This window comes from Flavobacterium melibiosi (assembly GCF_048158545.1).
In the GTDB taxonomy this organism is placed as follows: Bacteria; Bacteroidota; Bacteroidia; order Flavobacteriales; family Flavobacteriaceae; genus Flavobacterium; species Flavobacterium melibiosi.
Genome location: NZ_JBLNKU010000001.1, coordinates 339,518 through 363,700, shown reverse-complemented (window position 1 = coordinate 363,700; position 24,183 = coordinate 339,518). Strand labels below are relative to the sequence as shown.

Annotated in this window: 22 protein-coding genes and 1 riboswitch; of the genes, 18 read left to right on the top strand and 4 right to left on the bottom strand. The window is 34.1% G+C overall.

Annotation, left to right across the window (positions count from 1 at the left end; genetic code table 11):
• Window positions 1–204: 204 nt before the first annotated feature.
• Together ACM55F_RS01540 and ACM55F_RS01535 are read left to right on the top strand one after the other, a co-directional pair.
• The gene (locus tag ACM55F_RS01540) at window positions 205–3,480 is read left to right on the top strand and encodes a glycosyltransferase family 117 protein (protein WP_416851932.1); all 3,276 of its coding nucleotides are present in this window, start codon (window positions 205–207) and stop codon (window positions 3,478–3,480) included.
• An 81-nt stretch (window positions 3,481–3,561) separates the two neighbouring features.
• Window positions 3,562–4,215: a polysaccharide deacetylase family protein gene (locus ACM55F_RS01535; RefSeq protein WP_416851930.1), complete on the top strand. Its 654-nt coding sequence runs from the start codon at window positions 3,562–3,564 to the stop codon at window positions 4,213–4,215.
• An 8-nt stretch (window positions 4,216–4,223) separates the two neighbouring features.
• Here the strand turns inward: ACM55F_RS01535 and ACM55F_RS01530 are convergent, their stop codons facing one another.
• The 3 genes from ACM55F_RS01530 to ACM55F_RS01520 form a co-directional block, all read right to left on the bottom strand.
• A complete protein-coding gene (locus tag ACM55F_RS01530; RefSeq protein WP_039108730.1) occupies window positions 4,224–4,520 on the bottom strand; it encodes a thioredoxin family protein in 297 nt (98 codons plus the stop codon).
• A 73-nt stretch (window positions 4,521–4,593) separates the two neighbouring features.
• Window positions 4,594–5,829: a metallophosphoesterase gene (locus ACM55F_RS01525; RefSeq protein WP_416851928.1), complete on the bottom strand. Its 1,236-nt coding sequence runs from the start codon at window positions 5,827–5,829 to the stop codon at window positions 4,594–4,596.
• 193 nt (window positions 5,830–6,022) lie between these two features.
• Entirely contained in the window at window positions 6,023–7,534 is a 1,512-nt protein-coding gene (locus ACM55F_RS01520) for a hypothetical protein (RefSeq protein WP_416851927.1), read from the bottom strand.
• A gap of 371 nt (window positions 7,535–7,905) precedes the next feature.
• Here ACM55F_RS01520 and polA point away from each other — a divergent pair, with 371 nt between their 5' ends.
• Complete coding sequence (gene polA, locus ACM55F_RS01515) at window positions 7,906–10,746, top strand: DNA polymerase I (RefSeq protein WP_416851926.1); 2,841 nt, start codon at window positions 7,906–7,908, stop codon at window positions 10,744–10,746.
• Window positions 10,747–10,832: 86 nt separating this feature from the next.
• Here polA and ACM55F_RS01510 read toward each other — a convergent pair whose 3' ends face one another.
• A complete protein-coding gene (locus ACM55F_RS01510; protein ID WP_416851925.1) occupies window positions 10,833–11,858 on the bottom strand; it encodes a LacI family DNA-binding transcriptional regulator in 1,026 nt (341 codons plus the stop codon).
• A 342-nt stretch (window positions 11,859–12,200) separates the two neighbouring features.
• Here ACM55F_RS01510 and rplM point away from each other — a divergent pair, with 342 nt between their 5' ends.
• From rplM to ACM55F_RS01435, 15 genes are all read left to right on the top strand, one after another.
• Window positions 12,201–12,656, top strand: coding sequence for a 50S ribosomal protein L13 (gene rplM / locus ACM55F_RS01505; protein ID WP_073204674.1), 456 nt, complete (start codon window positions 12,201–12,203; stop codon window positions 12,654–12,656).
• A complete protein-coding gene (rpsI, locus tag ACM55F_RS01500; RefSeq protein ID WP_035669712.1) occupies window positions 12,656–13,042 on the top strand; it encodes a 30S ribosomal protein S9 in 387 nt (128 codons plus the stop codon). Before rplM ends, rpsI begins: the two co-directional genes overlap by 1 nt.
• A gap of 173 nt (window positions 13,043–13,215) precedes the next feature.
• Window positions 13,216–14,013: a 30S ribosomal protein S2 gene (gene rpsB, locus ACM55F_RS01495; protein WP_039108714.1), complete on the top strand. Its 798-nt coding sequence runs from the start codon at window positions 13,216–13,218 to the stop codon at window positions 14,011–14,013.
• A gap of 132 nt (window positions 14,014–14,145) precedes the next feature.
• Entirely contained in the window at window positions 14,146–14,970 is an 825-nt protein-coding gene (gene tsf / locus ACM55F_RS01490) for a translation elongation factor Ts (RefSeq protein ID WP_416835958.1), read from the top strand.
• Between the two features lie 164 nt (window positions 14,971–15,134).
• Window positions 15,135–15,788, top strand: a complete 654-nt coding sequence (locus ACM55F_RS01485; RefSeq protein ID WP_416851923.1) for a queuosine precursor transporter — start codon at window positions 15,135–15,137, stop codon at window positions 15,786–15,788.
• A gap of 3 nt (window positions 15,789–15,791) precedes the next feature.
• The gene (locus ACM55F_RS01480; RefSeq protein WP_416851922.1) at window positions 15,792–16,355 is read left to right on the top strand and encodes a DNA-3-methyladenine glycosylase I; all 564 of its coding nucleotides are present in this window, start codon (window positions 15,792–15,794) and stop codon (window positions 16,353–16,355) included.
• 113 nt (window positions 16,356–16,468) lie between these two features.
• Window positions 16,469–16,565, top strand: a riboswitch (TPP riboswitch).
• Window positions 16,566–16,628: 63 nt separating this feature from the next.
• Entirely contained in the window at window positions 16,629–16,835 is a 207-nt protein-coding gene (gene thiS / locus ACM55F_RS01475; RefSeq protein ID WP_416851921.1) for a sulfur carrier protein ThiS, read from the top strand.
• Window positions 16,836–17,021: 186 nt separating this feature from the next.
• Complete coding sequence (thiC, locus tag ACM55F_RS01470) at window positions 17,022–18,845, top strand: phosphomethylpyrimidine synthase ThiC (RefSeq protein ID WP_416851919.1); 1,824 nt, start codon at window positions 17,022–17,024, stop codon at window positions 18,843–18,845.
• Between the two features lie 77 nt (window positions 18,846–18,922).
• A complete protein-coding gene (locus tag ACM55F_RS01465; RefSeq protein ID WP_416851917.1) occupies window positions 18,923–19,522 on the top strand; it encodes a thiamine phosphate synthase in 600 nt (199 codons plus the stop codon).
• Entirely contained in the window at window positions 19,495–20,250 is a 756-nt protein-coding gene (locus ACM55F_RS01460) for a hydroxymethylpyrimidine/phosphomethylpyrimidine kinase (protein WP_416851916.1), read from the top strand. Before ACM55F_RS01465 ends, ACM55F_RS01460 begins: the two co-directional genes overlap by 28 nt.
• Window positions 20,243–20,875: a thiamine phosphate synthase gene (locus ACM55F_RS01455; protein ID WP_416851915.1), complete on the top strand. Its 633-nt coding sequence runs from the start codon at window positions 20,243–20,245 to the stop codon at window positions 20,873–20,875. Before ACM55F_RS01460 ends, ACM55F_RS01455 begins: the two co-directional genes overlap by 8 nt.
• The gene (locus ACM55F_RS01450) at window positions 20,862–21,632 is read left to right on the top strand and encodes a thiazole synthase (protein ID WP_416851914.1); all 771 of its coding nucleotides are present in this window, start codon (window positions 20,862–20,864) and stop codon (window positions 21,630–21,632) included. The genes ACM55F_RS01455 and ACM55F_RS01450 overlap by 14 nt, the downstream gene beginning before the upstream one ends.
• Before the next feature lie 170 nt (window positions 21,633–21,802).
• Window positions 21,803–22,180 carry a GxxExxY protein gene (locus ACM55F_RS01445; RefSeq protein ID WP_416851913.1) on the top strand — a complete coding sequence of 126 codons (378 nt, stop codon included), beginning with the start codon at window positions 21,803–21,805 and terminating at the stop codon, window positions 22,178–22,180.
• A gap of 151 nt (window positions 22,181–22,331) precedes the next feature.
• Entirely contained in the window at window positions 22,332–23,453 is a 1,122-nt protein-coding gene (gene thiH / locus ACM55F_RS01440) for a 2-iminoacetate synthase ThiH (protein ID WP_416851912.1), read from the top strand.
• An 18-nt stretch (window positions 23,454–23,471) separates the two neighbouring features.
• Entirely contained in the window at window positions 23,472–24,182 is a 711-nt protein-coding gene (locus tag ACM55F_RS01435; protein ID WP_416851911.1) for a HesA/MoeB/ThiF family protein, read from the top strand.
• The last annotated feature ends 1 nt before the right edge of the window (window position 24,183 follow it).

Here is a 24,183-nt window from a genome sequence, read left to right as displayed (position 1 = left end):
ATTTGTACAAATTTTTAAGTGCTTTTTATTCAAAAAAATTTCATAAAAAATCACAAACACCCTTTAAAATTTAGAAAAAGTCTAGAAACCAAGCTGTTGCTTCACTTCATTTGTTTTTTAGAAATTTTTGTTAATGCTCGTATCGTTACATAAAAAAACATTTTCTTTGTAACTCAAAATTTAACTACAATTTAGCACTGAAATATGGCAGCATTCAATTTCAATAAATGGAATACGATTATAGGTTGGTTTACATTTGGAATCGCATTAATAACATATACACTCACAGTTGAACCCACAATGAGTTTTTGGGATTGTGGCGAATACATTGCCACAGCAGCAAAATTAGAAGTAGGGCATCCACCTGGAGCGCCTTTATTTCAAATGATTGGTGCCTTTTTTGCTATGTTTGCTTCAGACGATCAGCATGTTGCGTTAATGGTCAATATGATGTCCGTTTTCTCAAGTGCCTTTACTATATTATTTATGTATTGGTCCTCAACAATTTTATTAAAAAAACTAATTTCTAGATTTTCCGAAACAAATACAAATAATGATATTGTTATTTTAGGCAGTTCATTTGTAGGCACCTTAGCCTATACTTTTTCCGATAGTTTTTGGTTTAATGCCGTGGAAGCCGAGGTTTACGCCATGGCATCTTTATTAATTTCCTTATTATTTTGGTTAGGTTTACACTGGGAACAAGACATGGAGACGCCCAGAGGAAATAAATGGTTATTGATCATTTCACTTGTTATAGGACTTTCGTTTGGAGTACATTTCATGGCTTTATTAACAATCCCAGCCATTGGTTTTCTTTATTATTTCAAACATTATAAAGTTGTCACTGTCAAAAATTTCATCATTGCAAATATTGTAGTTATTGCCATTTTACTATTTATATTCAAATTATTACTACCATTAACAATGGCTTTCTTTGGTAAAACCGAAGTTTTTATGGTAAACAAAATGGGAATGCCATTTGATTCAGGGAGTATTTTTGTTGGACTTCTATTCATTGCTTTCTTTTACTTTGGTTTAAAATACACGAAACATAAAGGTTTGGTGTTCTACAATACAATAATCCTTTGTATCTTATTTATTTTAATTGGTTTCTCCACTTGGATGATGTTACCTATCAGAGCGAATGCCAATACAGTAATTAATGAAAACAAACCTTCGGATGCCGCTGAAGTTCTTGCTTATTATAACAGAGAGCAATATGGCGTAAATCCTTTATTTTACGGTTCTCAATATACCGAAACCTTTGCTGGTTTAGACAAAGACAATCCTTATTTAGACAAAGCTCCAAACTACGAAAGAGACCATAAAACAGGCAAATATATCATCACAAATAATTTTAAAAATGCCGAACAAAATAGTGATGACAATCAAAAAACTATTTTACCTAGAATGTGGAGTACCGACCATGTAGCGAATTATATGAATTTCTCAAACCCTCCAGAATTCAAAATTAATCCAGATTATCCGTATGAAGATGATTTAGCAAAATATGGTATTGACCCAAGTAAATTAACCGAAGAAGAATACAACAAAGCCATTGCGCAGTTAAAAAATGAAGTCGAAAAAACAGTAACTGAATTCAGACAAGCATATGCCCAAAAACAAATTGACAATGACGGTTATGTTTCTTTCTTGAAAAGCTATAGCGATTACTTAATCATAGAAAAACCAACAACGGTTGACAATTTTAGTTTTATGTTCGAATACCAATTTGGTTATATGTATTGGAGGTATTTGATGTGGAATTTTGTTGGGCGCCAAAGCGACGTACAAGGAAAATACGATAATTTAGACGGAAATTGGATTAGCGGAATAAAATTTATTGACAGCCTGCATCTGGGTTCACAAGATAATTTACCATCAGATGTATTGAATAATAAGGGCCGAAATGTCTATTTCTTTTTGCCTTTTATACTTGGACTTATTGGTTTGATGTATCATGCTAATAAAGATTTAAAGAGTTTTTATGTTTTATTAGTCTTATTTTTATTTACTGGTCTAGCACTAAAAATTTACTTAAACGAAAGACCTTTTGAACCTCGTGAAAGAGATTATGCTTTAGTAGGTTCTTTCTATGTATTTGCCATCTGGATAGGATTTGGAGTGTATGCACTATACGAAAGTGCCTGTAAATATTTGACTCCAAAAATAGCTGGACCACTACTCATTGGAGCCAGTTTATTAGCCGCTCCGGTTCTTATGGCCTCTCAAAACTGGGATGACCATGATCGTTCTGATAAATATACCGCAGTCGCAATGGCAAAAGCATATCTTACTTCTTGCGATCCAAATGCAATACTGTTTACCATTGGAGACAATGACACTTTCCCGCTTTGGTACGCTCAGGAAATTGAAAAAGTAAGGACAGACGTTAAGATTGTAAATACTAGTCTTTTCATGACCGATTGGTATATTGACCAAATGAAAACCAAGACATACGAATCAGACCCTTTACCTATTTCGTTTATACACGATGAATATGTAGGAGACAAACTGGATTATGTAGCTCATATTCCAAAAGTAGAAAGTAGATGGGAAGTAAAAGACTTTATAAGTTTTATTAAAAACCCAAAATCTACTGTTGAAATGCAAAATGGACAAACTATTCATTTTTACCCAACAAACAAATTAAGAATTCCTGTTGATAAAAATGCTATCATCAAGAACAAAGTTGTTTCTGCCCAATACAATGATTCAATTGTTCCTTACATCGACATTGACATCAAAGGAAATGCGTTATACAAAAACAGATTGATGATGCTTGATATTGTAGCAAATAACAACTGGAAAAGACCTATTTACTTTAGTGGTGGCGCCTTTGACAATGAAGATTATTTATGGATGAAAGATTATCTTCAGTTAGACGGAATGGTTTATAAGTTAGTTCCTTTAAAAACCAAAATGGGCAAAGATGACAATCAAATGGAAATGGGACAGATTGATGCTGACAAAATGTATTCGAACGTTATGAAATGGGATTGGGGAAATAGTGAAAGTTTAACAATTTATCATGATCCTGAAACCAGAAGAAATAGTATTACGTACCGAATGAATCTTGCCCGATTAATGAACCAGTTAATAGCTGAAGGAAAGAAAGACAAGGCTAAAAGCATTATCGATTTAGCCATGACAAAAATGCCTTTGGATAAATTTGGCTATTACTCTCTAGTTGAGCCATTTGCCAAAGGATATTATGCTATTGGAGAAAAAGCAAAAGCGCAAGAACTACTGGAAAAATTGATGGCAAAATATAAAGAAAATCTAAACTACTATGTTAATCTTAATGCTGTAGATCAAACCGATATTGCAGTAGACATAATAACAGATATTGAACGCTACAGAAGCTTGCTTCTTGTAATGAAAGAAAGCGGTGATTCAACTTTTTACAATAAAAATAAAATAATTTTCAACACGTATATTAAAATGTTTGAACGTTTTGGTCGCGATAAAGAGTAATTTAATTATAAAATTTGACTAGCAAAAATGTAGCGATATTGAAAAATGTCGCTACATTTTTTTACTTTTAAAATAAAAAAAATGAACTTTTACTGGACAAAAACAAATCAGATTATAAAACAAATATTCTCAAATTTCATTTGGGATATACCCAATACTGAAAACAAAGTTTATCTCACCTTTGACGATGGACCTATTCCAGAAATCACAGAATGGGTTTTAGAGGAGTTAAGAAAACATAACTCAAAAGCAACTTTTTTCTGTATTGGAGATAATATTAACAAACATCCTGAACTATTCAAAAAAGTAATTCGTGACGGTCATGCTATAGGGAATCATACATTCAATCATCTGAATGGTTGGAAAACAGCAACGCAGGATTATTTAGCGAACACAGAGTTATGTCAGGAAATGATTTACAAACATTCTGAAGTTTTAAATCTAAAACCTAAACTCTTCCGCCCGCCTTATGGTAAGATAAAAACATCTCAATCTAAACAAATACGAAAATTAGGATACCAAATAATAATGTGGGATGTACTAAGTGCTGATTTCGATCAAAACCAATCTAAGGAAGCTTGTTTAGAAAATGTACTTTCAAACGTAAAATCAGGAAGTATAATTGTATTTCATGACAGTATAAAAGCCTTCAAAAACTTAGAATATGCACTTCCTAGAACTTTAGCTTATTTAAACGAAAACAACTTTATTTGCGATGTTATAAAACAGAAATAAGAACAATACTAAAATTGCTCTTGAACAATACTAATAATAGTGTTAGCATCTAATTCTCCTGATTGTCTCCAAATCATTAAACCCTCTTTATAAATCATTAGCGTAGGAAGACCTTTTATTCGCAAAGCTTCCGCTAATTCTTGGTTTTTATCAACATCTATTTTAATTACTTTTGCTTTATCGCCAAGCGCTGCAGCAACATCTCTAATAACAGGATGCATTGAAACAGAAGATTCGTTCCAATCCGTATAAAAGTCAATCAACACAGGAATTTGTGTATTTATAAGTTCTCCAAATTTTGACATAAAAGCAAAAATTTAATTTTCTAAATCTACTAAAAAAAGATAATTATTCTACAAATGTAACATTTTAAACGAATTAAGCCACATCCTTGCCTTTTTTTAGTTCGATGACAGTAATTTCAGGCATTATTCCAACTCTTCCAGGATAAGCATGAAAGCCAAACCCTCTATTTACATAAACATACCGTCCTACATTTTCATATAAACCAGCCCATTGCTTGTAAACGTATTGCGCCAAACTCCATTTGAAATAACCAGGAATTTCTATTCCAAATTGCATTCCGTGTGTATGACCTGAAAGTGTTAAGTGAAAATGTTTATCATGATGCTGCACTTCATGTTCCCAATGAGAAGGGTCATGACTCATCAAAATTTTGAAATCTTCTTTCTTTACATGTTGAGACGCTTTATTTATATCTCCCGCTTTCTTAAAATTATGCCCCCAATTTTCTACACCAATTAATGCAATTTTATCATCCCCTTTTTCAATAAAAGTGTGTTCGTTTAACAACAGTTTAAAATCAATTTCACCATATAAATTTTTTATGGCTTGAAAATTATCTTCCTTATCCTTTTCTGTAGGCCAGGTTACATACTCCCCATAATCATGATTCCCTAAAACCGAATATTTTCCATACTCATGTTTTTTTATTCTGTTGAACGTTTCAATCCAAGGATGCATTTCCTTAGCATCTGTATTTACAATATCACCGGTAAACAAAATCAGATCTGAATTCTGTTCGTTCACTAAATCTATCGCATAATTTATTTTCTCTGGATTATCAAAACTTCCGCTATGAACATCCGATATTTGAGTAATTGTAAAACCATCAAACGCATCAGGTAAATCCGGAAAAAAGATCTGTTGTTTGATTACTTTATAATTGTATTTACCTATCGTCACTCCATAAATTAGTGATAAAAAAGGGACTGCTGCCAATCCCAACCCAATCTGACTGACAAATTTCCTTCTTGAAGCAAAAAAAGCTACACTATCATTCCTCTCTAGAAAATAATTTACTGACCCCGCTCCAACTCTAAAAATATCTTCTCCTATTAATACAAGAGTCAGAATTAATTTTGGAACATAAACAATAAGAAGCAAACCCATGATAACCATCATTTGTTTGGTTTGCCCTACGCTTCGGTCAAATTGCATCAAAGAATAAACAATATATATTAAAACTAATATGCTTATAAGCTGAATTGAAAACAATACTGGCTTTGATTTTATCAAGGTTTTCAAAACTTGAAAAGTATAAAGCTCAATAATAAGAAGGATTAAACACAAGAATACGATACGAAAGATCATTTTAATCAGATTTTAGACAAAATAACAAAACAATTAATTAAAATGGATTGGTATTAATTAAAATTTAACTGTTGATTAAACCTTAATAAAGTCACAAATACCCTAAAAAGACAAAAACAATCATATATAGCAAATAAAAAACCGCATTATTCTAAAAATAAACAATACGATTTTTACAAATTATAATTTTTTTTTATTTCATAGACATATTATAAGAACGAAACGTAAGTGTTTTATCAGCACCCGTTAGTCTTGCTGCATGTAATTCAATATAATCACCGCTATTTAATTGTACGGTCCCAGTAACTGGAAAACTTTGCATAAAACCAGAATTCGAGTCAATATAGGTTTCTGAAGATGTTATAATACTTGGCTGGCCAGATGTTGAATATTTAACAAAAAAAAACAAATAGTCTGACACGCCAGATCCTGCAGCTTCAAATGATATTGAGGCAGAAACAGCAAAAGTTCTTGATTTTCTACCTAAATAAGCCAGTCTATTATTTGTTTCACCATTAACCCTATACAAGTTAGTAGAAACTGTCGTCCCGGGTATTTTGTATGCTGTGGTGGCAGTAGGAAATGTAAGGGTAGGAGAAGTGACAGTTCTATTCAAATATAAATTTCCTGTTGCAAAAGAATCTCCTTCATTTGGAATTCCTGTTGAACGTACTGACCAAAAATCATTAAAATTATATCCAATATAGCTACCTACCGTATATCCTTTTACATACTTTCCTGTTGTAAGCGTACCAGTAAAAACAACCGATTCAACTACCGCATCTCCAGTAATTGTCGGATTGCTTGAGATATCAAGACCAACACTCACTCCGGAGACTTGGCTAAATCCACCCGTTTTTTCAACTAAGCCAAAAGTTCCTTGAAATGCTTCATAAGTTCCAGAATTATTCCCAAACCAAGCTGCATTACTAAGCAACACTTTACTGATATCTTTATAAATAATTCCTGTAGTATTTCCTACATACTGTACGATACTTACAAAAGCTAATACGAAATTTTCAATTTTACCTACATTAGAAGAGCTCGCAACGATACAATCTCTTAAAACTAAACTTTGTGTTTGTGTCCCTAACGCTATAGATCCTGTACCTATAACATTAAAAACATTACCACTTGTTGCTGTCAAGGTTAATACCTTGATAGAACCTCCTGTTGTACCCGTAAAAAGATCTCCAGACACCTTAATTAATTTGTCTTCCCCAGCATCCATACCAATAAGATAAGCATTATTCAATTCTATAGGCAGATTAACCGTGACTGAACCATTAATTTCATACAACGTTCCAGCATCTAAAAGATATTTAGAACCATCACCTGCGGCCAATTCTGTTGCCAAAACAGTCGCTAAAACATCTGTAGATTTAATAATTTTGAATTTTAGTCTGCCATTAGCTTCGCTACTCATCTTGTTCCAAGATGTTAAAGTTGAATTGTAATGATAAAAAGATTTCAAATCCGTATCATACACTATAAGACCGTCTGCTGGAGATCCAATTTCGGTCCGTTGAACTGTTGTCATTCTGGGTGTCAACATCCCTTGGGTTGTTGATGAAACATCCAATACTGAACTTGCATGGGGTGTGATAGTTCCTATACCTACTTGGGCAAACACATTTGTCGTTATTATTATGAAAAATAATAGGGAGGCTTGCAAAACCATTTTAGCAGAGTAATTTTTTTTCATAATACACGAATTAAAAGATTAAATATAAAGAACATCATTAGACTCTAACATCATCTAATAAATTTACACAATATAACGTTTAAATACGTATTTTATCGATTAAATACATATATTTTATTAATATATATTTATAATCCTATAAAATTTAATTTACCATGATTGCTATTTTAAGATAAGTAATCATTTTCCCTCAGATTATAATTATACAGCATTTACCCTCTTCAAAGAAATTTTCTATTAAGCAATTTTTACACTGCATTTTTTCGACTTCACAAAGTAAATTCAGACATGAATTCTAAGAAATATTTCAAACTGTCTGTTCTTTATCTGACAAGTTTTGTACTTTTGAAAACTTTACAAAATCACAATTCATGTCACAACAAAAACGTCTTTTCCTTCTCGATGCTTATGCCTTAATCTTTCGAGGCTATTATGCTTTTATAAAAAATCCACGAATCAATTCTAAAGGAATGGATACATCGGCTATTATGGGATTCATGAATTCCCTGATGGATGTAATAAAAAGAGAAAAACCAGATCACTTAGCAGTTGCTTTTGACAATGGCGGAAGTCAATTAAGAAACGACATATTCCCAGAATATAAAGCCCATCGTGATGCTACTCCAGAAGCTATAAAAATTGCTATTCCTTATATACAGGATTTACTGAAAGCCATGCATATTCCAATCATTGAAGTCAAAGGTTATGAAGCCGATGATTTAATTGGAACAATTGCTAAACAAGCCGAAAAACAGAATTACAAAGTCTTCATGGTTACACCAGATAAGGATTTTGCACAACTAGTTTCCGAAAATATTTTCATGTATAAACCTGCCCGAATGGGTAACGGGATAGAAATTTGGGGAATTCCTGAAGTATTGGCAAAATTCGAAATTGAAAGACCAGATCAAGTGATTGATTTTCTTGGAATGATGGGCGATGCTGCTGATAATATTCCCGGATTACCTGGTGTAGGCGAAGTTACTGCAAAGAAATTATTAAAGGAATTCGGAACGATGGAAAATCTTTTAGCAAATACTGATAAGCTAAAAGGAAAAATGAAAGAGAACATCGAAGCCAATAAAGAAAAAGGATTATTATCTAAAACCTTGGCTACTATTTTACTTGACTGTCCTGTAGTTTTTGACGAAACAGATTACGAATTATCAACTCCTGATGTTGAAAAAACAGATGCACTTTTCAACGAATTAGAATTTCGTAGAATGGCGGAACAATTTGATGCAATATTTAAAAAAGGCGGAACTGCAACAGCGAATAAACCCGTTGATGAAGCCAAATTATATAAAAAACCACAACCCAAAAACGAGGAACAATTTGATCTTTTTGGAAGCACAATTACAGATGAGACTTCGGAAGAAACACGCCATCAATATTATAATTCGTTAGAAAACACGGAGCATTCCTATCAAATCATTCAAGGCGATTTAGGACTAAAATTATTGTTGCAAAATTTACAAAACCAGACTTCCGTTTGTTTTGATACCGAAACAACAGGATTAGATGCTTTGCATGCGGAATTAGTTGGAATCTCATTTTCATATGAAAAAGGTAAAGGTTTCTATGTTCCATTTCCAGAAAATCAAGATGAAGCACAAACTTTAATCGAAAAATTTATTCCTTTTTTCGAAAATGAATCTATTGAAAAAATTGGACAAAATTTAAAATATGATTTAAAAATTCTTTCTAATTACAACATTAAAGTAGAAGGAAAATTATTCGATACGATGATTGCTCATTACCTGATTAATCCAGATATGCGCCATAATATGGATATTTTAGCGGAAACGTATTTAAAGTATTCTCCTCAATCCATTGAAGCTTTAATTGGAAAAAAAGGAAAAAACCAGAAATCAATGCGCGACGTTGAACTGGAAGAAATTAAAGAATATGCTGTTGAAGATGCTGACGTAACCTTACAACTCAAGGAAATATTCACCTTGGAGTTAGACAAAACCAGCACCAAAAAACTTTTTGAGGAAATCGAAATTCCATTGGTAAAGGTCTTAGCTGACATGGAAAAGGAAGGGATTCGTGTAGATGTAGATTTCTTGAAATCACTTTCAAAAACATTAGACGATGACATTAAAATATTAGAAGCAAACATTTTTGAAACTGCCGGAGAGAAATTCAATCTGGCTTCTCCAAAACAATTAGGTGATATTTTATTCGATAAATTAAAAATTGGAGGAGTAAAACAAAAGAAAACCAAGACCGGTCAATATGCAACCGGAGAGGAAATTTTGAGTTATTTGTCTACCGAAAACCCAATTGTAAAAGACATCCTTGATTGGCGACAATTGGTAAAACTGCAAAATACCTATGTCGAGGCTTTGCCAAACCAAGTAGATAAAATCACGCAACGCATCCACACCGATTATATGCAAACGGTGGCTGCAACAGGTCGTTTGAGTTCGAATAATCCGAACTTACAAAACATTCCTATTCGTACCGAACGTGGCCGACAAATAAGAAAAGCATTCGTGGCCCGAGATGAAAACTACACTTTGGTTTCTGCTGATTATTCCCAAATAGAATTGCGTGTAATTGCCGCATTAAGTGGTGAAGAAAATATGATTAAGGCATTCCAAAATCATGAAGACATTCATAAATCTACCGCTTCAAAAGTATTTAATGTTCCACTGGAAGAAGTGACGCGCGAACAAAGAAGTCATGCCAAAACGGTGAATTTCGGTATTATTTATGGTGTTTCGGCTTTTGGATTGAGCAATCAAACTTCCTTATCCAGAAGTGAAAGTGCCGCTTTAATTGAAGCGTATTACAAAACGTATCCAAGATTAAAATCCTATATTCAGGAACAAATTGATTTTGCGAGAGACAATGGATATGTACAAACAGTTCTGGGTCGTCGTCGTTATTTGAAAGATATTAATTCTCAAAATGCAATTGTTCGCGGTGGCGCAGAACGAAATGCGGTAAATGCCCCGATACAAGGAAGCGCTGCTGATATCATTAAAATCGCAATGATTAATATTCATAAAAAACTAACGTCCGAAAACTGGAAAAGCAAAATGCTCTTGCAGGTTCACGATGAGCTTGTGTTTGACGTGCACAATTCGGAACTCGAAAAAATCCAACCGATGATAAAATACGAAATGGAACATGCTTTCAAGCTCGATGTACCTTTGGATGTTGATTTAGGAACAGGAAAAGACTGGCTGGAAGCGCACTAGAATTACCCCTTTTTATCTATACTCATAAAAAAATCTCTAATCATTAAAAAACGATTAGAGATTTTTTTAAACTAATTTATGTCGAATTACAATTTCCTCGTTGATTCTCTTTCTTTCAATTTTGTTTTGATTACCACTGTCTCATAAGGTAGATCCTCTTCTTTTGACTCTAATCTGTCGATAAGCAATTTAGCAGCAACTTCGCCTATTTCAATTCCGTGCTGGCTTACCGTCGTTAAACTTGGAGATAATCTTCTGGAAGCAAGAATTCCATCTGCAAATCCTATAATAGAAATTTCTTCCGGTACTTTATACCCTTTTTTAATGGCAATTCGCAACGCAGCCACTGAGTCATTTTCTTCCAAAGCAAAGATTCCGTCAATTTTATTATTATCAAAAACAGTTTTAATTTTATCTTTCAAATCATCCTCAGAATCAGTTCGGATAATTAAATTTTCATTTACAGGCATATTATTTTTTTCCAATGCCTTAAGATATCCTTCTGCTCTTAACTTACCGACACTTAAATTATCTACCGAAGAAAATAAAGCAATGTTTTTACAGCCTAAATCTATTAAACGTTGTGTAGAATTTAAAGCTGAATCGAAATCATCAACTATTACTTTATCACATTCTACGCCTTCAGCAATTCTATCGAACATAACTATAGGAGTACCATCATTAATAATTTCTTTGAAATGATTGTATTCATGAAGTTTTTGTGCTTCTTCTGAAACAGACAAGATAAATCCGTCAATGGTTCCATTACTCAACATTTCAAGAGTATGCGCTTCTTTTTCTAATGATTCATTAGAAATACACATTATTACATTGTACCCTTTTTCATCAGCAATTTTTTCAATTCCGCTAAATACTTTTGCAAAAAAAGAATTCAAAATATTAGGAATAATTACCCCAATCGTTTTTGTTTTTCTGTTTTTAAGATTTAGACCAATAACGTTTGGTTTGTAATTTTTTAGTTTTGCGTATTCTTTGATTTTAATTTTTGTTAATTCACTAATTTCAGGACTATCATTAAGTGCTTTTGAAACTGTAGAAACAGAAACATTTAGTTCTTTTGCAATTTGTTTTAAAGTTGCTTTAGCTTTCATAGGTCGGAATTTATTGCTTTTTAATGATTATAAAAAAGGGCAATTTAAAATAGATAAATAATTGTGTTTCTTAAACAAAATAGTTATTTCATAATGTAAAAACTGCGTTTACAAAAGTGGAATATACAAATTTTATTTGACAACAAATGTAATACAATTATTGAAAGACCTGTTATAAGTATAATTCGAAAAAACATATCTTAAATTTAATCTAAATATACATTTGATTATCAGAGTAAAAACAAGGAGAAAATAATCTTTTAAGGTATTTGTATTTAAAATAATTAATTGTACTTTTGCAACCCCTTTATCGGGGATGGAATGTTTAATTAAAAAAATATTATGGACGCATTAAGCTACAAGACACAATCAGCAAGCAAAGCCACAGTTACAAAAGAGTGGATTGTTGTAGATGCTGATGGTCATAACTTAGGTCGTCTTGCTTCAAAAGTCGCTATGATTTTGAGAGGTAAGTACAAACCAAGTTACACACCACACGTGGACTGCGGTGATAACGTAATCGTTATCAACTCAGAAAAAATCAACCTTACAGGTAACAAAATGGATGAAAAAACATACATCCGTCACACTGGTTACCCAGGAGGTCAAAGAACTTTAACTGCTAAAGTACTGCAAGCTAAAAATCCTGCATTATTAGTAGAGAAAGCTATTAAAGGGATGTTACCTAAAAATAAATTAGGAGCTGAACTTTTTAGAAATTTAAATGTTGTTGTAGGATCAGAGCACAAACAAGGCGCTCAAAAACCTAAAACAGTTAACCTTAACGATCTTAAGTAATGGGAGTTATTCACAAAATCGGTAGAAGAAAAACCGCTGTTGCACGTGTTTATGTTTCGGAAGGAACAGGAGTAATCACTGTAAACAAAAAAGCATTCGAAACATACTTCCCAACTGCAACTTTACAATACAAAGTTTTACAACCAATGTCTATGACAGAAAATGTAAGCAACTTTGACGTAAAAGTTAACGTTTACGGTGGTGGTTCAACTGGTCAAGCAGAAGCTGTAAGAATGGCATTAGCACGTGTTATGTGTGAAGTAAATGCTGAAAACAGAGGAATATTGAAACCAGAAGGTTTATTAACAAGAGATCCAAGAATGGTTGAACGTAAGAAATTCGGTCAGAAGAAAGCTCGTAAGAGATTCCAATTCTCTAAACGTTAATATTACCTGTCTTGTTCAAATGGGACAAGACATCGTTCATTTATTATTGAATTTAAAAAAACAGTTGTTGTTGCTCTCCTACTGAGGTAGGAAATAGTTTAGCATCTAAATGTATAAAGCCGAGAAATCGCCATTTATTCATTGCTAATCAACAGAACGTAAACTAGAACAAAATGGCAAACAAAGTAGAAGTAAAAGAATTACTAGAAGCAGGTGTTCACTTCGGACACATGACTAGAAAATGGGATCCAAACATGGCTCCTTACATTTATATGGAGCGTAATGGTATTCACATTATCAATCTATATAAAACTGCAGCAAAAATTGAAGAAGCTAATGAAGCTTTGAAAAAAATCGCTGCATCAGGTAGAAAAATATTATTCGTTGCTACCAAAAAACAAGCAAAAGACATCGTTGCTGAAAAAGCAAAAGCTGCAAACATGCCTTACATCACTGAAAGATGGCCTGGTGGAATGCTAACTAACTTCGTAACTATCCGTAAAGCTGTTAAAAAAATGGCTACTATTGATAAAATGAAGAAAGATGGTACATTCATGACCCTTTCTAAAAAAGAGCGTTTACAAGTGGATCGTCTTCGTGCTAAATTAGAGAAAAATTTAGGTTCAATCGCTGACATGTCTAGACTACCAGCTGCATTGTTCGTAGTTGATATCAAAGCGGAACACATCGCAATAAAAGAAGCTCAAAAATTAAACATTCCAGTTTTCGCAATGGTGGATACTAATTCTGACCCAAGAGAGGTTGAATTCGTAATCCCATCTAACGATGATGCTTCTAAATCAATTGATAAAATTTTATCTTTAGTTACAGCTGCAATCGTTGAAGGACTTTCTGATAGAGGTTCTGACAAAGAAGGTGAAGCTACTGCTGAAGTTGTTGCTCCTGCTGCTGAAGCTGTAGAAGTAGCTCCTGCTGTAGAAGCAGCTGCTCCAACTGCAACTGAAGAATAAATAAACATTTAATTCCAAGTTTTAATTCCTCTCCATAAAAAATTAGAAACCTAAAGTTGATAATTTAATAAAATTGGAAATTGGATTTGAAACTTGGAATTTTTTACTTTTAACCTTAAAAAATAATACAACATGGCAACAATTACTGCTGCAGACGTAAATAAATTAAGAACAATCACTGGTGCAGGAATGATGGACTGCAAAAAAGCTTTGGTTGAAGCAGACGGAGATTTTGATTTAGCTATCGAAAACCTACGTAAAAAAGGACAAAAAGTAGCTGCTAACCGTTCAGATAGAGAATCTACTGAAGGTGCTGCAATTGCTGTTGTAAATGCTGACAAAACTGCTGGTGTAGTTATCACATTAAACTGTGAAACTGACTTCGTAGGTATGAATGAAAATTTTGTAAAAATGGCTACTGAAATGGCTAATTTAGCATTGACTTTTGATACTAAAGAAGCATTTTTAGCAGCTGACTTCAATGGAGTTACTGTTGCTGATAAATTAATCGAGCAAACTGGAGTTATTGGTGAAAAACTAGAAATCAGAACTTTTGAGAAATTAGAAGGTGCTTTTATCGGGTCTTACATCCACTCTGGAAACAAAATTGCAACTTTAGTTGGTCTTTCTGCAAAAATTGAAGGTGCTGATGAAGTAGCAAGAAACATCGCTATGCAAGCTGCAGCTATGTCACCTATCGCATTAGACGAAAGTGGTGTAGACGCTGAAACTATCGAAAAAGAAATAGAAATTGCTAAAGATATCCTACGTCAAGAAGGAAAACCAGAAGCAATGTTAGACAATATCGCTAAAGGTAAATTGGCTCGTTTCTTTAAAGACAATACTTTAGTAAACCAAGATTATATCAAAGACAACAAAATGAGCGTTGCTGCTTATGCTAAATCTTTAGATAAAGATCTTATCGTTACAGGTTTCAAAAGAGCTGCTTTAGGATAATTTATTCTATCCCGAAGTTTCGGGACTGTTTCAGAATCTCTAATTTATTTTAGGAGCTTTCTAAACCAAATATAAAATCCCATTTTGTTGTAAAAACAAGATGGGATTTTTTTATTATCTAAAAAGAAATTAAAATACTAAATTTGGGAAACTAATAGTTTTTTATGTTTAGATCCAAAAAAGATATTGTGTTCGTAATCCTAGCAGGAATCTTCATTACCAATGCAGTTGTAGCTGAATTAATTGGTGGAAAATTGATACAAGTGGGTCCTTTCGTTATGAGTATCGGAATTTTGCCATGGCCAGTAGTTTTCCTCACTACCGATTTAATCAATGAATACTTTGGAGAAAAAGGAGTAAAAAAACTGTCTTTAATCACTGCTGGTTTAATTGCTTATGCTTTTATCCTTTTGTTTTTAGCCATAAGCATTCCCGCAGCAAAAGGAATAAGTCCGGTAAACGACGATCAATTCTTTGCAGTTTTTGGACAAAGCATGTGGATAATTGTTGGAAGTATCATCGCCTTCTTGGTTTCTCAATTAATTGATGTAACTATTTTTTGGTTTTTCAAAAACCGTACAGGTAATAAAAAAATATGGCTCAGAGCAACGGGTTCCACTATAGTTTCCCAATTATTCGATTCTTTTATTGTACTTGGAATTGCTTTTTGGTTACCCGGAAAAATTAACTTTGATACTTTTATAACTTCCGCTTTGACGGGTTATACATTCAAACTAGGAATTGCTATTTTATTGACCCCGCTAATATATTTGGGACACCACCTTATAAAAAAATATTTATCAGAAGAAAAGGAATAAATCATGGAAGAAAAAATAAGATGTAAATGGTGTGTTGGTATTGAGATTTACGAAAAATATCACGATGAAGAATGGGGAGTTCCTGTTTATGATGATCAAAAATTATTTGAATTTCTAATTTTGGAAACCTTTCAAGCCGGGTTAAGTTGGATTACAATTTTAAAAAAGAGAGAAAACTTCAAATTAGCCTTTGATGATTTTGACTATAAAAAAGTCGCTCTTTATACCGAAGATAAAATCCAGGAATTACTTCAAGACGCAGGCATTATTCGCAATCAGTTAAAAATTCGTGCAGCAGTTTCAAATGCGGTTGCCTTCATGAAAGTACAAGATGAATTTGGCACTTTTTCCAAATACATTTGGGAATTCACTGAAGGAAAACCAATAAATAACAATAGAAAAACCCTGAAAGGAGTACCTGCCACCACTCCACTTTCTGACGCTATCAGTAAAGATTTGAAAAAACGCGGGTTTAAATTTGTGGGATCCACCGTAGTTTATGCCCATATGCAAGCAACGGGAATGGTCGATGATCACGTAGAAGATTGCTGGAAGAAAACTAAGTAATCAGATTGCAGTGGCAGTTTTCAGCTATCGAAAATATCACAAAAAACATTTAGGCCACCATAACTTTAAACATTAAACTTTAAGCATCTAAACAAAAAAACTATTACATTTGCTCCACACTTTAGGGGTGTCTACAACATTGTAGGCTGAGAATTACCCTCTGAACCTGATCTAGTTCATACTAGCGTAGGGAAAAGTAAGAAGACTTCTGCGCACATTTATGTGTCATTGTAGCCATTCCTAAAGTATAACTGTATACTAAACTCAAAAGGAATGGAGCTCAAAATCAACAATCAAACAAAACAATTTGCAACTAACAGTCTTACTGTTCAGGCACTTCTTGACTTGGAAATTCCCATCAAACAAAACGGAATTGCCGTAGCCATTAACAATACCGTGATTCCAAAATCCAACTGGAATTCCCATCCTATACAAGAAACCGACGACATTCTCATCATCTCTGCAACTCAAGGAGGATAGTTTGGCTGCTCGAGCGGGCTATCCATTTCAAGTCCGCAGTTGCAACCCTATAAAACATAGTATTAGTCAAAGCTTCCTTACGGTCGCTTTACTAATCCTTGTTTTATTTGTCTTTCAACTTTACGGGCTTTCCATTACTATCCCTAGCAGAAGACAAACACTCCTAAAATCATAAAATTCAAACAAATGAATAACGAAGAAAAAATCTCAAGAACTCCTTTCCCAAACTCTACAAAAATTTACGTGGACGGAACAATTCATCCCATAAAAGTAGCGATGCGAGAAATTGCATTGGCAGACACTAAATTATCTAACGGACGAATAGAAAAAAATCCACCGGTAACCGTTTACGATACTTCCGGCCCATTCACCGACCCAAATATTGAAATCGACATTCGAAAAGGATTACCACGCATCCGTGAACAATGGATTTTGGATCGTAATGATGTAGAAGAATTGACTGAAATCTCTTCTGAATATGGAAAAAAGCGTTTGAATGACGAAAAACTAAACGAATTGCGTTTTGAATATTTGCACAAACCCATGCGTGCCAAAAAGGGAGCTAATGTATCTCAATTGTATTACGCAAAACAGGGAATCATTACACCCGAAATGGAATACATTGCCATTCGTGAAAACCAACGCTTGGAGTTGATAAATGAACAAACCAAAGCCATGCAATGCCAACACGGCGGAAACAGTTTTGGAGCCAATACCCCAAAATCTAAAATCACACCTGAATTTGTCCGTAGCGAAGTAGCCAGAGGTCGTGCCATTATTCCAAACAACATCAACCACCCAGAAAGCGAACCTATGATTGTAGGTCGTAACTTCTTGGTGAAAATTAATGCTAACATTGGAAACAGTGCCGTAACATCAACTATCGAAGAAGAAGTAGAAAAAGCGGTTTGGGCTTGTCGTTGGGGAGCTGATACGATTATGGATTTATCAACAGGTAAAAATATTCACGAAACCAGAGAATGGATTATCCGAAATTCTCCAGTACCTATTGGAACGGTGCCTATTTACCAAGCTTTGGAGAAAGTAAACGGTGTTGCCGAAGATTTAACTTGGGAAGTATTCCGCGATACTTTAATAGAACAAGCCGAACAAGGTGTTTCTTATTTTACAATCCATGCCGGTGTTTTATTGCGTTACATCCATTTAACGGCAAATCGCGTTACCGGAATTGTTTCCCGTGGTGGTTCCATCATGGCAAAATGGTGTTTGTTTCACCACAAAGAAAACTTTCTTTATACTCATTTCGAGGAAATTTGCGAAATCATGAAACAGTATGATGTAGCTTTTTCATTAGGAGACGGATTGCGCCCGGGTTCTATTGCCGATGCAAATGACGCCGCACAATTTGCCGAATTAGAAACACTTGGTGAACTGACAAAAGTAGCCTGGAAACACGATGTCCAAGTATTTATTGAAGGTCCTGGTCACGTGCCGATGCACATGATTAAAGAAAACATGGACAAACAATTGGAACATTGTGATGAAGCTCCTTTTTATACTTTAGGACCATTAACGACAGATATCGCCCCGGGTTATGACCACATCACCTCAGCCATTGGTGCAGCTATGATTGGCTGGTACGGATGCGCGATGTTATGCTATGTTACGCCAAAAGAACACCTTGGTTTACCCAACAAAAAAGACGTAAAAGACGGTGTTATCACCTATAAGATTTCCGCTCATGCAGCCGACTTAGCCAAAGGTCATCCGGGATCACAATACCGTGACAATGCCTTGAGTAAAGCCCGTTTCGAATTCCGTTGGGAAGACCAATTTAACTTGTCTTTAGATCCGGATACAGCTCGTGAATTTCACGATGAAACATTACCGGCAGATGGCGCAAAAGTGGCTCATTTTTGTTCCATGTGCGGTCCAAAATTCTGTTCTATGAAAATTTCGCAGGAAATTCGTGATGTTGCTGAAGCTGAGAAAGGCATGAAAGAGAAATCAGAAGAGTTTATTGAACAAGGAAAAGAAATTTACATCTAAAAAGAGGGAAGTGGGAAGTTAGAGGTGGGAAGTTAAACTTCACCTCTAACCTCTAACTTCTTATCTCTAACCTAACAATGATAGTAATCACAAGTCCAATTCTGATAGCTAATGAAATCGACACCGTTCATTCTCTTTTTGAGAATGGATTGGAGTTGCTTCATATTCGAAAGCCTGATTTTTCCGAAGCAGAAATGATTTTTTTTCTATCAGAAATAAAATCAGATTTCAGACAACAATTGGTATTGCACGGCCACCATCAATTGGCTACAGAGTTTGGCATACATCGCATTCATTTTACGGAAAAAATGAGAGCCGAAACATCTGAAGAAAGTTTAAAAAAAAGTAAAGAACGAGAATTTAAACTCTCCACTTCCATTCACAAAATGGTTGATTTTGAAAAATTATCTGATGTTTTCGATTATGCATTTTTCGGACCCGTTTTCGAAAGTATTTCTAAACCAAATTACATTTCGGATATTGATTTTGAAAAAGAATTAAAACAAAGAAATACAAAAAAAACTGCACTGATTGCTCTTGGAGGAATTACATCCGATAAAATCAAAACTGCATTAGAATATGGTTTTGAAGATGTGGCGCTTTTAGGCACCATTTGGAACAGCAATAACTCAATAGAAAATTTCAAACTATGTCAGCAAATCGCCCTTTCGTATTAACAATTGCAGGCTTTGATCCTTCTGGAGGTGCAGGGATTTTGGCAGATGCGAAAACATTTGAGCAACATCATGTGTATGGGTTTGCTGTCAATACCGGCAATACCATTCAAACCGAAAATGAGTTCTTCGAAATAGAATGGACCGCCTTAGATTTTGTTTTGAAATCATTGGAAAAATTGTTCTACAACTATACTATCAAAGCCGTAAAAATTGGAATTGTTCCTTCATTGAATTATTTAAAAGAAATTGTTTCACTTGTAAAAAAACTTTCGCCAAAAACAAAAATCGTTTGGGATACCGTTTTAAAATCCACTACCGACTTCGATTTTATAATCATCAAAAACCAAGCTGTTTTGATCGAAATATTAGAAAAAATTGATTTGATAACACCGAATTACAATGAGATTTTGCAACTGTCTTCGGAAGAAATCAAGGCAGAAACAATTGCCGTAACCCTTTCTAAATATTGCCCCGTTCTGCTAAAAGGAGGTCATAATCCAGACGAAATAGGTGTTGATTATTTATATCTGGAAAATACGATTTTCAAGCTTACACCAAATAACACTTTGGTTTTCGAAAAGCATGGCTCCGGTTGCGTATTATCATCAGCCATTGCGGCAAATATAGCTTTGGGACAAGACCTGAAAACAGCTTGCAGTAATGCCAAAAAATATATAGAAACCTACTTACAATCTAACCAAACCAAATTAGGACACCATCATGTATAACAAGTTACAATACATTTCACAGGGAAATACAGTCGAAGAGCAATTGTACAACATTCACAGAGCGCTGGATAACGGTTGTGATTGGATACAATTGCGATTCAAAAACCAAAATGCGATTGAAGTTTTCACTTTGGCGGAAGCCGTAAAAATGTTATGCAAAGAATATTTAGCCACTTTTATCATCAATGACAACGTCCATTTAGCACAACAATTAGATGCTGATGGAGTCCATTTAGGTTTGAGTGACATGAACATTGAAGAAGCAAGATTCATTTTAGGAAAAACAAAAATTATTGGAGGCACCGCAAATACTTTTGATGATGTACTTCAAAGAACAGCCGAAAATTGTGATTATATTGGTTTGGGACCATTCCAATTTACAACTACCAAACAAAATTTAAGTCCAATTCTAGGATTGGAAGGATATCGTTCGATTATCGGTCAAATGAAAATAAAAAATATCAAAGTTCCCATTTATGCCATTGGAGGCATCACACTTGAAAATGTAGAAAGTTTAATGAAAACTGGAATTCACGGAATAGCTGTTTCCGGTTTGATTACACAAACCGAAAATGCATCGCAACTTATCAATCAACTTAACGAGAAATTATATGTTACCATTTAAAATAGGAGACAAAACCTTCGGATCCCGCTTGTTTTTAGGCACAGGGAAATTCGGTTCCAATCAACAGATGGAAGAAGCCATTCTAGCGTCAGGAAGCGAGCTAGTAACCGTAGCTTTAAAACGTGTTGATTTAGAAACTGAAACAGATGCCATTTTATCACATCTGAAACACCCGAAAATTAATTTATTACCTAATACTTCAGGCGCAAGAAATGCCAAAGAAGCCATTTTTGCAGCACAATTAGCCCGAGAAGCATTAGAAACCAATTGGCTTAAACTGGAAATTCATCCCGATCCAAAGTATTTAATGCCTGATGCGATAGAAACCTTAAAAGCTACGGAAGCATTAGCCAAATTAGGATTTATCGTTCTGCCTTACATTCATGCGGATCCAGTTTTGTGCAAACGTTTAGAAGACGCCGGAACTTCGGCTGTGATGCCTTTGGGATCGCCGATTGGAAGTAACAAAGGATTAAAAACTATCGATTTTTTAGAAATTATTATCGAACAAAGTAGAGTCCCTGTAATTATAGATGCAGGAATTGGGGTACCTTCTGATGCTGCAAAAGCAATGGAACTTGGAGCTGACGCGGTTTTGGTAAATACTGCGATTGCTGTGGCAGGAAACCCAATACTGATGGCAGAAGCTTTCAGAGAAGCTGTTATTGCAGGCCGAAAAGCCTACGAAGCGCAACTAGCACAAAAGGTTAATCATGCAATAGCTTCAAGTCCTTTGACAGCATTTTTATATGAGTAAGATATTTTTAAATGACATGCAGATTTTGCAAATTTTCATAGATAAAATTTAACAAACATATTTTAAAATCTGCTAAAATCCTTAAAATCTGCGTGCAACAGAAATTTATAATTGTATTAAAATAACTACATTTAATTTTTAATTAGTGCTAATTTTTAAATTCTTAAAAAATGACAGAAAACGACATATCATACCAAATTAGAGGAGCAATTTTTAAGGTTTACAACACACTCGGTCCAGGTTTATTTGAATCCGTCTATGAAAGTGCATTATATTATGAATTAACAAAATCTAATTTAAAAGTTCAAAGACAACTTGAAATCACTATTCCTTATGACGAAATCATATTAGATGTTGCTTTTAAAATTGATTTATTAGTAGAAGACAAAGTAATCATTGAGTTAAAATCGGTTGAGGATTTAGGACCTATACATTATAAACAAATCACAAACTATTTAAAACTTACTAATAAAAAACTAGGAATTCTTGTCAATTTCAACACTGTCAATATTTTAGATGATATTAAACGAATTGCAAATAAAATATAAATTGAGAATTAAAAATGAGCACGCAGATTTTGCAGATTTACGCAGACAAAATTAAAAATACGCTTAAAAAAAATTACAAAAATTTGCAAAAATTTGCAAAATCTGCTCGCAACAAAACAGCATCTTTTTTTTGGTAAAAAAAAATCATAAAATGAACACATTTAAATCGGTATTTAATCAATACGATTGGGAAACAATCAAAACAAAAATATACAGTACCACTTCAATAGAAGTCGAATATGCGTTGGCCAAAAACAAACGCAGTCTCGATGATTTTCTGGCGTTAATTTCACCCGCTGCCCAACCCTATTTAGAGCAAATGGCACAACTGGCCCATGAATTAACCAAAAAAAGATTTGGCAAAACGATTCAGATGTATGCTCCTTTGTATTTAAGTAACGAATGTCAGAACATTTGCACCTATTGTGGTTTTAGTTTGGATAACAAAATCAAGCGAAAAACACTTACTGAAAGTGAAATTACGCTAGAAATTGAGGTCTTAAAAAAAGCGGGATTTGATCATGTTTTGTTGGTTACCGGCGAAGCAAATCATACTGTAAACGTTCATTATTTTCTAAAGACAATTGCTCAAATAAAAAACGATTTTTCTACTATTTCAGCCGAAGTACAACCACTTTCAACAAAAGAATACGAGCAATTGCATAACGCTGGAATCTATTCGATTTTAGTATACCAAGAAACGTATCATCGTGATGTTTACAAGCAATACCACACAAAAGGAAAAAAATCCAATTTCGATTTTCGTTTGGAAACACCGGATCGAGTAGGAACTGCAGGTATTCATAAAATTGGATTGGGTGTTTTATTAGGATTGGAAGATTGGCGTACGGACAGTTTTTTCAATGCCTTGCATTTGGATTATTTACAAAAAACATATTGGCAAACTAAATATGCGGTTTCTTTCCCTAGATTAAGACCCGCAGAAGGAGTTATTGAGCCCAACTTTATCATGGATGATACTGATTTGACCCAACTCATTTGTGCCTACCGTTTGTGGAATGAAGATTTAGAAATCTCCATGTCAACCCGTGAAAATGAAAAATTTCGTGATAATATTATTCCTATTGGGATTACCAGTATGAGTGCCGGTTCTAAAACTAATCCTGGCGGTTATGTCGTTGATCCACAATCATTGGAGCAATTTGAAATCAGTGACGAACGATCGGCTTCGGAGATTGCGAAAGTCATTTCCAGTAGAGGATACGAACCCGTTTGGAAAGACTGGGACAGAAGTTATACAAATATAGATTAACATTTTAGATTGCAGAAAATGAGTATTATTCAAGATTTTTTACGATATAACCGACAAATGATGTTACCGGAAATAGGTGATTCAGGACAAGAAAAACTCAAGAAAGCTAAAGTTTTAGTGATTGGCGCAGGCGGATTGGGTTGTCCTATTTTACAATACGTGGCAACTGCAGGAGTAGGAACCATCGGAATTGTAGATTTTGACACAATAGAATTACACAACCTTCACCGTCAAATTTTATATACTGAGGAGCAAGTTGGCAAATCAAAAGCAATTACGGCAAAATCAGTTTTGGAAACTTTAAATCCATTGATTGATATTATCGCTTTTGAAGAAAAACTAACTATGGAAAACGCCACACAAATCATCATGAATTTTGATGTAGTTGTTGATGGGAGCGATAATTTTGCAACTCGTTATTTAGTTAACGATACTTGTGTGATGTTAGGAAAATCATTAGTCTACGGCAGCATTTTAAACTTTGAGGGACAAATGGCGGTTTTTAATCATAATGGGAATAAAAATCTTCGTGACTTATTCCCTGAACCACCAAATCCAAAAGATGTTCCCAATTGTAATTTGAATGGTGTATTGGGCACACTTCCGGGGATGATTGGTACAATGATGGCGCATGAAACTTTGAAGCTGATTATGGATTTACCAACATTGGACAATGAATTGGTTCTTTTTAATACGCTAGATTGGAGTTTTAAAAAATTAAGATTTTAAG

Excerpts from the sequence above, each read along its gene's own strand:
- ACM55F_RS01540 (WP_416851932.1), top strand. The coding sequence starts at position 205 with ATGGCAGCATTCAATTTCAATAAATGGAATACGATTATAGGTTGGTTT.
- ACM55F_RS01535 (WP_416851930.1), top strand. The coding sequence starts at position 3,562 with ATGAACTTTTACTGGACAAAAACAAATCAGATTATAAAACAAATATTC.
- ACM55F_RS01530 (WP_039108730.1), bottom strand. The coding sequence starts at position 4,520 with ATGTCAAAATTTGGAGAACTTATAAATACACAAATTCCTGTGTTGATT.
- ACM55F_RS01525 (WP_416851928.1), bottom strand. The coding sequence starts at position 5,829 with ATGATCTTTCGTATCGTATTCTTGTGTTTAATCCTTCTTATTATTGAG.
- ACM55F_RS01520 (WP_416851927.1), bottom strand. The coding sequence starts at position 7,534 with ATGAAAAAAAATTACTCTGCTAAAATGGTTTTGCAAGCCTCCCTATTA.
- polA (WP_416851926.1), top strand. The coding sequence starts at position 7,906 with ATGTCACAACAAAAACGTCTTTTCCTTCTCGATGCTTATGCCTTAATC.
- ACM55F_RS01510 (WP_416851925.1), bottom strand. The coding sequence starts at position 11,858 with ATGAAAGCTAAAGCAACTTTAAAACAAATTGCAAAAGAACTAAATGTT.
- rplM (WP_073204674.1), top strand. The coding sequence starts at position 12,201 with ATGGACGCATTAAGCTACAAGACACAATCAGCAAGCAAAGCCACAGTT.
- rpsI (WP_035669712.1), top strand. The coding sequence starts at position 12,656 with ATGGGAGTTATTCACAAAATCGGTAGAAGAAAAACCGCTGTTGCACGT.
- rpsB (WP_039108714.1), top strand. The coding sequence starts at position 13,216 with ATGGCAAACAAAGTAGAAGTAAAAGAATTACTAGAAGCAGGTGTTCAC.
- tsf (WP_416835958.1), top strand. The coding sequence starts at position 14,146 with ATGGCAACAATTACTGCTGCAGACGTAAATAAATTAAGAACAATCACT.
- ACM55F_RS01485 (WP_416851923.1), top strand. The coding sequence starts at position 15,135 with ATGTTTAGATCCAAAAAAGATATTGTGTTCGTAATCCTAGCAGGAATC.
- ACM55F_RS01480 (WP_416851922.1), top strand. The coding sequence starts at position 15,792 with ATGGAAGAAAAAATAAGATGTAAATGGTGTGTTGGTATTGAGATTTAC.
- thiS (WP_416851921.1), top strand. The coding sequence starts at position 16,629 with ATGGAGCTCAAAATCAACAATCAAACAAAACAATTTGCAACTAACAGT.
- thiC (WP_416851919.1), top strand. The coding sequence starts at position 17,022 with ATGAATAACGAAGAAAAAATCTCAAGAACTCCTTTCCCAAACTCTACA.
- ACM55F_RS01465 (WP_416851917.1), top strand. The coding sequence starts at position 18,923 with ATGATAGTAATCACAAGTCCAATTCTGATAGCTAATGAAATCGACACC.
- ACM55F_RS01460 (WP_416851916.1), top strand. The coding sequence starts at position 19,495 with ATGTCAGCAAATCGCCCTTTCGTATTAACAATTGCAGGCTTTGATCCT.
- ACM55F_RS01455 (WP_416851915.1), top strand. The coding sequence starts at position 20,243 with ATGTATAACAAGTTACAATACATTTCACAGGGAAATACAGTCGAAGAG.
- ACM55F_RS01450 (WP_416851914.1), top strand. The coding sequence starts at position 20,862 with ATGTTACCATTTAAAATAGGAGACAAAACCTTCGGATCCCGCTTGTTT.
- ACM55F_RS01445 (WP_416851913.1), top strand. The coding sequence starts at position 21,803 with ATGACAGAAAACGACATATCATACCAAATTAGAGGAGCAATTTTTAAG.
- thiH (WP_416851912.1), top strand. The coding sequence starts at position 22,332 with ATGAACACATTTAAATCGGTATTTAATCAATACGATTGGGAAACAATC.
- ACM55F_RS01435 (WP_416851911.1), top strand. The coding sequence starts at position 23,472 with ATGAGTATTATTCAAGATTTTTTACGATATAACCGACAAATGATGTTA.